Source organism: Hyphomonas sp. L-53-1-40 (genome assembly GCF_000682775.1).
Taxonomy (GTDB): Bacteria; Pseudomonadota; Alphaproteobacteria; order Caulobacterales; family Hyphomonadaceae; genus Hyphomonas.
In genome coordinates, this window is sequence record NZ_AWFI01000001.1 from 550,944 (window position 1) to 563,488 (window position 12,545).

Genomic DNA, 12,545 nt, shown 5'->3' on the forward strand with positions numbered 1-12,545 from the left:
TTTCAGTCGATCCGCGCCATATTGACGTGGCCTACCATCTCTCCGCGACCAAGGCAGAAGACCTTGATCCGATCTGCCTTCATGAAGGCCAGTTTTTCCAGAACGCGGCCCGAGGCCGGATTATCATCCAGATAGCCTGACACAAAGCCGCGTTCGCCGCGCTGCTTCAGCCAGCCCACAAGCGCCTCGGTGGCCTCTGTCATGAGACCATTGCCCCAGCGGTCCGGCGAGAGCCAGTATCCGATCTCGAAGGGCAACCAGGTGCTGTCGCGATGCGCGCTGGTCACGCCTACCAATTCCCCGTTCTCGACAATCGCATAGGGGTGTTTGGTATTCTCTTCACGCCCTGCAGTGTGACCGGCAATCCAGGCAAGCGTCTGAGCCACCGTCTGGTTCGCGGGAATGCGCGCCACCATGCGGTAAACTTTCGGATCATTGACCAGATCGGCGATCCGTGCCGCGTCGCTGGCCTCCACCGGGCGCAGGACCAGCCGGTCGGTCGTGATTTGCGTACTCATGCCGTAACTCCCTCCATGAGGACCAAGCGGGCAGGGGAGGACATAATAAAGGGGAGGCAGTGGCCTGCCTCCCCTTGGAAACTGATCGTCTGAAGCGATCCGGCCACGTATCCCGCGGCCGCGCTGTCAGCCGCTTATTCTGCTGCTTCCGCAACCGGTACAATGTTCACGTAGAGACGGCCGCCCGTCTTGCGCGTGAACTCAACCTTGCCTTCGGAAAGCGCAAACAGGGTGTGGTCGCGGCCAATGCCGACGCCCTTGCCTGGGTATTTCTGCGTACCGCGCTGGCGCACGATGATGTTGCCCGGAATGACATGCTCGCCGCCAAATTTCTTGACGCCAAGATATTTCGGGTTTGAGTCGCGGCCGTTACGGGACGAACCACCTGATTTCTTATGAGCCATGCTTTGCTCCGATCCTCTATAAAGGGCTTATAGCGCCCTTATGCGTCCTTGGCGAATTCTTCGGCCTGCTTGATCCACTCATCGCGAGTGATGCGGCCTGGGAAGCTCATTTCTTCTTCCAGCTCAGTGATCTGCTCTTCTTTCAGGGCAGCGACCTGCCAGAAGAAGTAGATGCCAGCTTCGTGGAGCTTTTTCTCGAGAACCGGGCCGACGCCTGAAATCTTTTTCAGATTGTCCGGCTTGCCTTCGAGATTGGCGATACGACCGCGGGAATCGACTTCCGGCTTGGCTGCGGGTGCAGCAGCTTCGGCGGCGGGGGTCTCGGCCTTTGGAGCGGCGGCCTTCTTTGGCGCGGCTTTCTTGGCTGGCTTCTTGCCGTCGGTGCTGATGCCAGTGATCTTGACGACCGTCAGGTGCTGGCGGTGGCCTTGCGTACGGCGATAGGTCTGGCGCTGGCGCTTCTTGCGAATGATGACTTTGTCACCGCGCGTTTGCTCCTCGACTTCACCGAACACGCTTGCACCGTCAACCAGGGGAGCGCCAACAGTTACGTCGTCGCCATTGCCCAGCATGAGCACGGTTTCAAAGGTTACGTCCTTACCGGCTTCAGTATCCAGCTTTTCGACGGTGATCGTATCACCTTCCGCGACTTTATACTGCTTGCCGCCTGTTTTGATGACCGCGAACATGGGTCTCGTCCTTCCGGAATGGTAAGCGAAATGAATTGCGCGCGAAGCCGTTGCCGGTTCCGCGCTCGAAGCGGCGGGTAAACACCAATCAGGGCGCGCTGTCAAATGTCATCTTCAGGCGATTTCAGGTGCTTGCATGTGGCGCGCATATTATATAGTGCAGGCAGCCGTCCACAGGCTCCGCGGAGAGGTGCTAGAGTGGTTGAATAGGCTAGTCTCGAAAACTAGTGAACTCGCAAGGGTTCCGAGGGTTCGAATCCCTCTCTCTCCGCCAGCCAGACGGTATTGTCAAAGGAACCGGGCTTGAGGTGAGCATATCTGGCGTTTGACCTCGGTATATGAGCAAGAACCCGTTCCGCTACTTCAAGACGTCCCCCGAAATCATCCAGCTTGCGGTCATGATGTATGTCCGATTCCCGCTGTCTTTGCGGAATGTCGAAGACCTGCTTCACGAGTGCGGGATCGAGATTTGCCACGAGACGGTTCGTCACTGGGTGGACCGCTTCGGCACTTATTTCGCGCACAAGATCCGCAAGCGTCGATCGGAGGGCATGAAGCATAGTCCGCAGTGGCAATGGCACCTGGACGAGGTCTTTGTGAAGATCCGTGGTCAGACTCATTACCTTTGGCGAGCGGTCGATCACGAGGGTGAGGTTCTGGAGTCCTTCGTCACGAAAACTCGGGATAAGGCTTCCGCATTGAAATTTATGAGAAAAGCCATGAGGCGCTACGGCAATCCGAAAATCGTGGTGACGGACAAATGTCCATCATATCGGGCGGCGATGAAGGTGATCGGGAGCGAGGGGCGCCAAGAGACCGGCCGGCACCTGAACAATCGCGCCGAAAACTCACACTTGCCATTCCGACGAAGAGAACGCGCCATGTCTCGTTTCCGGCGTATGCGAAGTTTGCAAAAATTCGTCTCAATCCATTCGTTGGTGCACAACCACTTCAATCATCAAAGGAATATCGAGAGCAGGGCCAGGTTCAAATCTCTACGCGACGCCGCTCTTCTCGAATGGCGCGAGCTAGTCGCTGCCTAAGGCCTGCTCGTTCGCGAAAAACGGAGACTGGTTCGAGTTTGTCTGACAGCACCCGTTGAGCGGCTCAAGGCCGAGGCACAGCGCCTCTTCGCCAATCGTGGTATTGACGGCGTTACTGTACGTGACATCGCCAAGGCGGCTGGCCAAAAGAACCCTGCTGCTGTCGGGTATCACTTCGGCTCCAAGGAGGCGTTGATCCGCGAGCTTATCGTGGATAGCGCTAAAGTTATTGACGCCCGGAGAAACGAGCAACTTGATGCTCTGGAAGAGGGGGGAGGCCCGGCAAGCATTTCTCAGATCGTCGACATTCTGATTTACCCGGCCGTCAATTTGGCCGCACCTGGCGAAACAGACACATACAACCGATTTCTCCGTATGCTTACAATGTCGCACAGGACCCTGTTCAATGACGCTTTGGGAGACCGTTGGAACTCAGGTTATCAGCGCTGCCTGAAACATCTACGCGTGCTGATGCCATCAGAAAGTCGGACTATACAAAACCAGCGCTTTATCTTCCTGGAAGCCTATCTTGGTGGTGTGCTCAGCGCGCGTGAGGCAAGGCTGGATGACAAGAGCCGTGCTCACTCAACATGGAACGACAAATCAACACTCGCGCATTTCGCAGCCACGGTTACCTGCATGCTGGAAATGGAATGAGCCGCAAATCGAGAGCCCAAAGACCAAGCCTTTCCGAGGGCCCTAAATAGGGAAACATACGACAATGGACGCTTCTTTTCTTTATCACAATGCCAGTTGAGCGGACAATGCAGCCATCCATGATCTGTTCACCCAGATGCGGGATCAGGACCCGGTCCATTTTTGCGAAACCGAAACCCATCCAAATTTATGGCATGTGACCAAGCATGCTGATATTTTTGATGTTGAACGCCGAACAAAGGACTTTCTGAACGAGCCGCGTCTTACGATTTTGACTCGCGACCAAGAGGACAGAGTACGGAGCGAAACGCCAGATGGCTCGCTCAATCGCATTCGCTTTCTGGTTACATATGACGCGCCGGAGCATCAGAAACTAAGGCTGCTCACCCAAGCCTGGTTCATGCCTAAAAATCTCGGCAACCTGCAGAGCCGGATTGAGGCGTCAGTTGAGACTGGCATTAAAGCGCTTGCCGGCGCCGGTGGCGTGACTGACTTTGCCAAAGAGGTGGCACTCCAGTACCCGTTACGTGTGATCATGGCGGTCCTGGGTGTGCCTGAAGATGACTACGGGACGATGTTGCTGAGCCTTTTGAGGCCTTGTCGTTCCGGACTTCAGAGGGCCTCCGTATCCCTTTAACAATTGTTGAATGCGGAAGGGTGATTTCGATGGCTGCGCTTTTACAGATCTAAACTACGCGCTGATAACTGTAGATTCCACTACAGGTGTCAGACATGCAAGATTATGGACCACCAGCTGCCCCACGACGTGCACGCACGTTTGTGATTGCCGCGTTGTTTTTCGGCTTTGCTGGCCTGGTGAATCTGTTCTCCCCATTGGATTTGGTGTTCAACGGAATATCAAACGGGCTCCGATCTCCGGCGGTTGACGACCGGTTTGTCATTCTCGAAGTAAATGATGGATTCGAACACGTCGCGGCAGGCGATACCTGGTCGGATATGTTCACCAGTGAGCTTGTGTCATTTCTGAATGCGCTTGATGTGGAGTCGGCTGTCATTGTCGAACCCGTTTTCACATCGACATCTCAATTTCCCTTGCTGACAAGGGCGCTGGAACAGCCCACGAATACTGTGTCAGTGTCCGCCGCTCCAAATCTAGAGCTGGACATTCCATCAGAGACAATACGAGACCACCTAACGTCGTCAAACTATTTCAAACGATACTGGGGGGGAGTCGAATTCGGGTCTTTTGGTGCCACTTACGGCAATGTTTTCCTGCAGTCTCCGGAGAGTAGGCTCTCCGACAAAATTGACAAGATCGGCGCCTCATTCGAAATTGACTATGCTTTTGACATTGAGGCATTTCAACGGCTTGATTTGAGCACTGTGCTGGCGCCTGACTTCGACCCGGCGCTTGTCCGAGGGAAGCGCCTTGTCGTGGCGCAAGCCAGTCAAGGTGACAACCATCCCTATTTGATGCCCTCACAAGGAAATGGCTCGCTGGCAGAAGTCATATTGATGGCGGCGATGACTCTTGGCGAAGAGCGTCCTCTGAACGCTGGATTTCTTCCGGCTTGGATATTTTCAGTAGGCGTAGTGGGCTTGATGCTCAGTCGACGCTTTGGCTCCATTGCGCTGCGTTGGGCGCCAGTCGCGCTGGCATGCATGGTTGTCTTTCCCATTGTCATGGACATGTTTTCCATTCGCACAAGTAGCGGCCATGCGATCGGAATGATTTCGTTCGGGACATTGATCGCTTGGATGCGCCTAAAAAAGCGGGAAACTGCAAACAAGGCGTTCACGCACAACCTCTCTCATCTTCCCAGTGCGCAGTGCCTGAGCGCTCATGTCGGCCGAGACGAGCGTGTGATGGTCGCAGCAGTGGTTACAAACTACGCGGCTATTTCGACTGGCCTCACACCTGAGCAGGAGGGGATCACCGCCAATACGATAGCGAATGCCTTGCCGAGTTCAGGGGCTGTGTATCAAGGTGACCTCGGCCAATTCTATTGGCTGCAAAGCGAGTTTGACGAAGCAACGATGGAAGAGTTGTTCGAAACCGCAGCGAACCACCTCAACAAGGGAGTTATCGTTGGAGAGAGAACACTGATAGTTCAAGTCGCCTTTGGTGTTGAACGCATCGCCTCTGCGTCTTTGGCATCGCGGCTGAAAACGGCGGAATCTGCTGCTCAGGCTGCCGCGCGCCAACGAAGAACGTACAAAGTGCACGATCAGGATGCCCAAGACGCGCTGCGATGGCAGAGCCGGGTTCTGTTCGAAATGGATGAGGCGCTTCGTAACCGCGAGATCGACATAGCACTTCAACCCCAGCTGAATATCGCTTCCGGAAGGATATCGAGCGCTGAGGTATTGGTACGCTGGACCCACCCAGAAATGGGTGTCATCTCACCAGCCGAATTCGTCCAGATGGCTGAACGGGGGAAACGCATCGATCAACTCACGCAATATGTCATTCAGTCGTCATTTCATTTTCTGCGTGACGCTCAGAAGGTTGATCCCGGATTCAGCATCGCTGTGAACATCTCGCCCAGTCTCATCGGTAGCGCCGAATTTGAGTTCAAGCTGCACGCGGCCCTCCGAGTGTATGCGGTCAAGGCTAGCAGCATCATGCTTGAGATCACTGAAAACGAGCAACTACTCAACAATTCCGGAGCTCAGGATGCTATGAAACGGCTGAGAGACGCCGGCTTTGGCATATCCATTGATGATTACGGAGCTGGCATGTCCACGCTTACTTATCTGCTGAAGGTGCCGGCCAACGAGGTCAAACTTGATCGAACGCTCATCAGTACACTTCGGCACAATGAGCGTAGCCAACTCTTGATTCAGTCTACCATCAGCGTTGCCCAGTCACTGGGAATGAATGTTGTCGCTGAGGGTGTGGAAGATCCGGATACACTGGCAATTCTTCGCAGATTGGATTGCAATCTGGCGCAGGGGTATCTTATCGGCCATCCTGTCGGTTCCCAAGAAATCCTGTCTATTCTTGAAAGCTCAAGTAGTGTGCGAGCTGTAGCGCAAGCTTAACATTTCCATAAAATTACTTTGAAATTTGCAAAATTCAGTTAACCTTTGACGTCTGGGGCAGATGGACTGCTCTTTAACATGTCAAAGGTTACATCATGCAGAAGCAAACAAAACCAACACAGCGCGACATCTGGGACTGGATTTTCGGAAAGCGCCCATAGGGGTAGAAGTGCTTTTAAAATAAGCGCTTACCAGCACAGCTGGTGCAAACATCGCCACCAAACGGCAGCCCTGTGTGAGGTCAGTCGTTCGGTGGTTTTTTGTATTTGGACTCTGTGAGAACACCAGAGCAAATCACCAGCAGCGAGCGGATGAGAGATTCGGTGCTGGAAACCATGGCTCGACAGCCGGGTAAGCGAACGGGCGAACATTGGAGATGGTCTTGCGGGCTAATCGAGACAGGCCTGACTTGTCTGAGCATACATGACGAATACTGCCCGATATTCGGAGCTAACGAAGATGTGAGGAGTTTGGCGCCCGATTGTAACTGGATACTAAGGTCAGTTAGGGTACATGAGCCCTATGAGGTACGTCTCTTGTCACGCGTCCATAGGTGCCGCTGCCATAATGCTGGCGGGGTGCGTTACTGCGCCTGATGGTCCGACGATGCCGGATGTGCCGGTTCAGGGAACCTATCTGGCAGACGATGCCAATTTGAGCCTTGAGCTGGAGTGGTGGAAACAATTTCGAGATCCGGTACTCGATAGCCTCATCGCGCAGGCCTTATCCGCAAACAAGTCTCTCGAACAAGCAGCTGCAAATGTGAGAGTTGCTGAAGCGATTGCATCTGGAGCTCGGCTTGATCGCAGTTATTCCATATCTACGTCGCTTGATGGAGATGTGGGGCGGTCCGCTCAGCCAGGCCAAGATGTGACTGCCTCAGTTCAGGGAGCGCTTGCAGCGAGTTGGGAGTACGATGCATTCGGTCGGATTGAAGCCCAAATCGCCGCCGCAGAATTTGATGTCGAAGCGGCTCGGCAGGCTCGCCGAGATGTTGCGGTGATCGTCGCCAGTGAGACGGCTCTGAATTATGTGCAATTGCGCGGTGCGCAAAGACGACTTGCGGTTGCGCGCAAGAATGCCGACACCCAATCCGAAGGATTGGACCTGTTACAAACGCTTCTGGATAATGGTCGGGCAACCCGTCTGGATATGGAGCGAGCCGAGGCTCAGTACCGTACAACGCTCGCGTCGCTTCCCCGCTACGAAGCGGCGATAGAATCGGCCAAGAGCGCGCTCGCCGCGTTGACTGGACAGCCGGCAAATTCACGATCGAGCCTCGTGATGGAATTGGTGACCAGCGAGGGTGATATTCCAGAGCACCGCGGCGCGATCATGGCAGGGTCGGTTGAAGATCTGGTCCGCCGTCGTCCGGATATTCGCAGCGCAGAAGTGGTGATCGCGCGCCAACTAGCATTGGGCGACGCTGCACGTGCGGACTTGTTTCCGACGATAACCGTCAATGCGAACGTTCTGGCGCTGTTTGATGATGCCAATGATATCGGCGATTTGACGAGCTTTGGATTTGGCGTTGGCCCTTCGATAAGTTGGGCGTGGCCTGATCTCAGGCGAGTGCGGGCAAACATAGATGCGACCGACGCACGAACAGACGCGGCGATTGCGCAATATGAACAGACCGTGTTGAATGCTTTGAGCGAAGTTGAGTCCGCTCTCTCGGAATACACGAATGAGTTGAAGCGCCGCGACGATCTAAAGAGAGCGGCGGCATCAGCGCAGCGGGCGATAGAACTTGCGCGTCTACGGTTCGAAGAAGGTCTCGACGATTATCTGGATGTGCTGGAAGCGCAGCGAACATTGTTGACGGCGGAAGATCAGTTGGCTGAAAGCCGACTTCAGTCATCTAGCCGGGCGATTGCCGCGTATCGAGCATTGGGAGGTATAGAAATGCCGAATGAATATGGGACAGAACCCGCAATCGCGTTGGAATAGATATGTTTACCAGAAACCTGCTTTTCATTTTAGCTGTCGTGTTTGTATCGTCGCTACCAGCTCAGGCGCAGCGGGGTGGTCCCGCGAGTGTCTTCGTTGAGCCGGTACAAGAACGCAGTTTTGCGATGAGGATTGAGGCGTTGGGCACGCTAGAACCCAACGAGCAAGTCGATCTGACCCTGAATGCGGCTGACCGAGTACGGGCGATTTATTTCGACGATGGTGATCGCGTGAAGCAGGGCAAGACCTTGCTCTCGCTTGCGCAGCGCGAACAGGCAGCACTTGTAGAAGCTGCTGAAGCAACGCTCGATGAAGCGCGGCGCCAGCAGGAACGGCTCGCTCGCCTGGCAGATCAGCAGGCTGTATCCCAGTCAGAACTCGATCAGGCAAATCGTAATCTTGATAGCGCTGCGGCACAGTTGCGTGCGGTGCAATCTCGCCAACAGGATCGCGTTCTCGTTGCTCCTTTTGATGGCGTGCTAGGCTTCCGGATGGTCAGTGTTGGATCATATGTTCAGCCAGGGGATATCGTTGCGCGGCTGATAGATGACAGCGAAATGAATCTGGACTTTTCCGTGCCGTCGACGTTCTTGAGAACCTTGGCCAAAGGTACGGAAATTGAAGCAAGAACAGCGGATCTTCCCGGGGAAACTTTCAATGGAGTGATTGCGTCAATTGACAACGCAATTGATCCTGTGACGCGTTCCGTTCGTGTGCGTGCCACTTTGCCCAACCCGGAGCGTCTGCTGATCTCTGGCATGTTTGTGCAGGTAACCTTGGTGGCGGATCCACGACAAGCTCTAGCTGTACCTGAAGAAGCAATACAGCCGGTAGGGCCGCGCACATTTGTATTCGTCGTTGAAAACGAAGGTGGACAACTCATCGCGCGGCGTAAGGAAGTCGAACTCGGGCTACGCCAGGCGGGGTATGTGGAAGTGATGTCAGGTCTAACGGCTGGCGACGACGTGATTACCGAAGGTATCATCCGTGTTCGCGAGGGTGCCGCCGTGGAAATTCAGGACCAGTCAATGCTCCTTCCCAAGGCCATCAGCGGCAAGAATCGTAGCGGGGGTGCAGCCGGGTCTCCTGCTTCTACAGGTCGCTGACGATGTTGCTGTCGGATACCTCGATCAAGCGGCCCGTATTCGCGTCGGTGCTTGCGCTTATACTCGTAATTTTTGGCATGGTAGCGTTCGATCGGTTGCCCCTGAGAGAATACCCTGACATCGATGCGCCAATCGTCTCCATCGATACGAACTATCCAGGGGCGTCTGCCAGTGTTGTAGAAACACGGATCACCCAAATTATCGAAGATCGCATCGCTGGTGTTGAGGGCATTCGCTACATCGATTCCAATTCGAGCGATGGCCGCTCGCGTATAAGCGTGGAGTTTGGCATAGACCAGGACATTGATGTGGCCGCGAACGATATCCGCGACCGGATTTCTGGTGTGCTGGACAATCTTCCTGAGGATACCGACCCGCCAGAGGTCGAAAAAGCCGACTCCAATGATGATGTCATTATCTGGCTGAACCTTGCCAGCGAGGCAATGACTACGCCGGAATTGTCAGATTATGCTCAGCGCTATCTTGTCGACCGGTTCTCCGCCCTGGATGGGGTGGCACGCGTACGAGTTGGTGGCTCCAGAGACTATGCCCTTCGCGTCTGGATAGATCGTAGAGCCTTGGCGGCACGCAATCTGACCGTAGCCGAGATCGAGCAAGCGTTGCGAAGTGAGAATATCGAAGCGCCCGCCGGCAGTCTTGAATCGGAAAAGCGCACTTTCACGGTCCGAATTGATCGCACTTTCAAGACGCCGGAAGAGTTCTCTGCGCTTGTGATCGCTGAAGGCGAAGACGGATATTTGGTGCGACTGGGAGACGTGGCACGGGTTGAGCGTGGGACGGTCGAGGACCGCAACATGTTCAGAGGCAACGGCGTTCCAATGGTGGGGCTGGGCATCATCAAGCAGTCGACTGCGAATACAGTCGAGGTTGCGGCTGGAGCGCGGGAACTTGCTGACCGGCTGAATGAGACGCTTCCAGAAGGCATGGTGATCGCGCGTAGTTTCGACAGTTCAGTCTTTATCGACGCTTCGATTCGAGAAGTTTACACCACGCTTGCCATCGCAGTGGCGCTGGTGACCCTGGTGATATTCATGTTTCTCGGCAGCGTCAGGGCAACCATTATCCCGGCAATCACTGTTCCGGTCTCGATCATCGCCACTTTCATTGTGCTCTACGCACTGGGCCTGTCAGTCAACTTGCTGACACTGCTGGCGCTTGTTCTCGCAATCGGACTGGTCGTGGATGATGCCATTGTTGTGCTGGAGAACATCGTTCGCCGCATGGAAGAAGAAGGCGAGACGCCGCTGGTTGCCGCGTTTCGCGGTACCCGACAGGTTGGTTTTGCGGTTGTGGCCACAACCCTCGTCCTGATCGCGGTCTTCGTGCCGATCACCTTCATGCAAGGCGATGTCGGGCGGCTATTCACCGAGTTCGCCCTGACGATGGCTGCAGCCGTTGCATTCTCCAGCATCCTGGCTCTGACCTTGGCGCCCATGCTCGCCTCTAAACTCCTGAAGCGTGAGAGGAGTGGAGGGTGGCTTGCGGTTGTCCCGAACGCGATAGACGGCGCATTCGGTCGCCTTCGAACGGGATATGGCTGGGTACTGGATCGATTGATCATGAGGCCGATAGCGGTCGGCCTCGTACTTGTTGCCTTGTTTGCGGGGGCATACAGCCTTTCGCAAACGATTGAGCAGGAGTATGTTCCGGTCGAAGACCGCGGGGCATTTTTCGTCAGTATACGGGGTCCTGAAGGCGCGTCCTTTGAGTATATGGAACGCTATATGGACGAAATTGAGCGGCGATTGATCCCATATGCAGAGAGTGGTGAGGTGAGCCGCTTGTTGCTGCGGGCGCCTGGATTTGGCAGTTCGTCATTCAATCAGGGCTTCGTGGTTGTGGTGTTGGATGACTGGTCCAGGCGGCGTCCGGCGGACGAAATCATAGCGGAAGTGAACGGCAAGTTATCCAACCTGCCGGGCATTAGAGCTTTCGCAATCATGCGGCAGGGACTTGGTGGTGGCACTGGCAAGCCTGTTCAGTTTGTCCTTGGTGGACCGTCCTACGAACTGTTGACCGAATGGCGAGACCTGTTGGTCACTGCGTTAGAAGATGACAATCCCGGATTGGTTGATATTGACTGGGATTACAAGGAAACCCAACCGCAATACAGGGTTCAGGTCGACTATGATCGCGCGGCTGATCTTGGTGTGACGGTGACCGATATTGGCGTCACGCTTCAAACCATGCTGGGCTCGCGACGCGTTACGACCTATATCGATGATGGCGAAGAATATGATGTCATCCTGGAAGGTCTGAGGTCTGAGCAAAATACGCCCAACGATGTTCAGAATATCTATGTGCGATCCACACGGTCAGGTGAATTGATCCCCCTCTCCAATCTGGTCACAATTCGTCCGATTGCGGATAGCCCGACTTTGAACCGGTATAATCGCGTGCGCGCAATCACGATCGAGGCGGGGTTGGCGGATGGTGCATCGCTGGGCACTGCGCTCGACGCCATGCAGGCCAAGGCTCGTGAAGTGTTGCCGCAAGAGGCCACATTGGACTTCAAAGGGCAGTCGCTCGACTTCAAGACGTCTGGCCAGTCCCTCATATTCGTATTCATCACGGGTTTGGTGATCGTGTTCCTTGTGCTTGCAGCGCAATTTGAGAGCTACCGCCACCCGGTCATCATCATGCTGTGCGTGCCTGCGACATTGGCTGGAGGGATGCTTGGTATCTGGCTGACCGGAAATTCGCTGAACATCTACACGCAGATAGGCTTGATTATGTTGATTGGCCTTGCAGCGAAGAACGGCATTCTGATCGTGGAGTTCGCGAACCAGTTGCGCGACGAAGGCCGCCCCTTTTACGAAGCCATCAAGGAAGCATCGCTCGCGCGCTTCAGGCCAATCGTGATGACGAGTTTGACCACAGCTGCCGGTGCTCTCCCACTTATCCTGTCCAGCGGTGCAGGCGCCGAAACCCGATCAGCGATTGGTATCCTGATCCTGTTTGGAGTGATCGCCGCTGCGCTGGTGACCGTGTTGTTCGTGCCGACAGCCTATGCTCTGATCGCTCGAGGGTCCGGGTCTCCAGGAGATGTTGCGCGCAAGCTGGAGTTGGAGAGCCAGGGGGCGGACCGGGCCGCCATTCCAGCAGAGTAGACTTTGCCTGTTGTCGCTCGGCGCTCAAGCATCATAGCCAG

Annotated in this window: 10 protein-coding genes and 1 tRNA gene; 8 read left to right on the forward strand and 3 right to left on the reverse strand. The window is 55.1% G+C overall.

Annotated features, from left to right (window positions below):
- Window positions 1-2: 2 nt before the first annotated feature.
- The 3 genes from L53_RS02675 to L53_RS02685 form a co-directional block, all read right to left on the reverse strand.
- Window positions 3-518, reverse strand: a complete 516-nt coding sequence (locus L53_RS02675; RefSeq protein WP_051607482.1) for a GNAT family N-acetyltransferase — start codon at window positions 516-518, stop codon at window positions 3-5.
- A gap of 134 nt (window positions 519-652) precedes the next feature.
- Entirely contained in the window at window positions 653-922 is a 270-nt protein-coding gene (gene rpmA, locus L53_RS02680; RefSeq protein ID WP_034811276.1) for a 50S ribosomal protein L27, read from the reverse strand.
- 38 nt (window positions 923-960) lie between these two features.
- Window positions 961-1,611: a 50S ribosomal protein L21 gene (locus tag L53_RS02685; protein WP_034811278.1), complete on the reverse strand. Its 651-nt coding sequence runs from the start codon at window positions 1,609-1,611 to the stop codon at window positions 961-963.
- A 184-nt stretch (window positions 1,612-1,795) separates the two neighbouring features.
- On the opposite strand from L53_RS02685, the gene L53_RS02690 reads away from it, so the two are divergent.
- The 8 genes from L53_RS02690 to L53_RS02725 all read left to right on the forward strand — a co-directional run bounded on the left by L53_RS02690 (window position 1,796) and on the right by L53_RS02725 (window position 12,504).
- Window positions 1,796-1,885 (forward strand) — tRNA-Ser (locus L53_RS02690).
- Window positions 1,886-1,949: 64 nt separating this feature from the next.
- Window positions 1,950-2,654 (forward strand): IS6 family transposase, encoded by a 705-nt coding sequence (locus L53_RS02695; RefSeq protein WP_034811281.1) that lies wholly within the window; start codon window positions 1,950-1,952, stop codon window positions 2,652-2,654.
- A gap of 42 nt (window positions 2,655-2,696) precedes the next feature.
- Window positions 2,697-3,311, forward strand: coding sequence for a TetR/AcrR family transcriptional regulator (locus L53_RS02700; protein WP_255341994.1), 615 nt, complete (start codon window positions 2,697-2,699; stop codon window positions 3,309-3,311).
- 136 nt (window positions 3,312-3,447) lie between these two features.
- Window positions 3,448-3,948 (forward strand): hypothetical protein, encoded by a 501-nt coding sequence (locus L53_RS02705; RefSeq protein WP_051607483.1) that lies wholly within the window; start codon window positions 3,448-3,450, stop codon window positions 3,946-3,948.
- 95 nt (window positions 3,949-4,043) lie between these two features.
- Window positions 4,044-6,317, forward strand: a complete 2,274-nt coding sequence (locus L53_RS02710) for an EAL domain-containing protein (protein ID WP_034811285.1) — start codon at window positions 4,044-4,046, stop codon at window positions 6,315-6,317.
- 567 nt (window positions 6,318-6,884) lie between these two features.
- Window positions 6,885-8,267 (forward strand): efflux transporter outer membrane subunit, encoded by a 1,383-nt coding sequence (locus L53_RS02715; RefSeq protein ID WP_198019718.1) that lies wholly within the window; start codon window positions 6,885-6,887, stop codon window positions 8,265-8,267.
- 2 nt (window positions 8,268-8,269) lie between these two features.
- Window positions 8,270-9,373, forward strand: coding sequence for an efflux RND transporter periplasmic adaptor subunit (locus tag L53_RS02720; RefSeq protein WP_051607485.1), 1,104 nt, complete (start codon window positions 8,270-8,272; stop codon window positions 9,371-9,373).
- Between the two features lie 2 nt (window positions 9,374-9,375).
- Window positions 9,376-12,504, forward strand: coding sequence for an efflux RND transporter permease subunit (locus L53_RS02725; protein WP_034811287.1), 3,129 nt, complete (start codon window positions 9,376-9,378; stop codon window positions 12,502-12,504).
- Window positions 12,505-12,545: the final 41 nt, after the last annotated feature.

Coding starts and splice junctions, on each gene's coding strand:
- L53_RS02675 (WP_051607482.1), bottom strand. CDS start 518: ATGAGTACGCAAATCACGACCGACCGGCTGGTCCTGCGCCCGGTGGAG.
- rpmA (WP_034811276.1), bottom strand. CDS start 922: ATGGCTCATAAGAAATCAGGTGGTTCGTCCCGTAACGGCCGCGACTCA.
- L53_RS02685 (WP_034811278.1), bottom strand. CDS start 1,611: ATGTTCGCGGTCATCAAAACAGGCGGCAAGCAGTATAAAGTCGCGGAA.
- L53_RS02695 (WP_034811281.1), top strand. CDS start 1,950: ATGAGCAAGAACCCGTTCCGCTACTTCAAGACGTCCCCCGAAATCATC.
- L53_RS02705 (WP_051607483.1), top strand. CDS start 3,448: ATGCGGGATCAGGACCCGGTCCATTTTTGCGAAACCGAAACCCATCCA.
- L53_RS02710 (WP_034811285.1), top strand. CDS start 4,044: ATGCAAGATTATGGACCACCAGCTGCCCCACGACGTGCACGCACGTTT.
- L53_RS02715 (WP_198019718.1), top strand. CDS start 6,885: ATGCTGGCGGGGTGCGTTACTGCGCCTGATGGTCCGACGATGCCGGAT.
- L53_RS02720 (WP_051607485.1), top strand. CDS start 8,270: ATGTTTACCAGAAACCTGCTTTTCATTTTAGCTGTCGTGTTTGTATCG.
- L53_RS02725 (WP_034811287.1), top strand. CDS start 9,376: ATGTTGCTGTCGGATACCTCGATCAAGCGGCCCGTATTCGCGTCGGTG.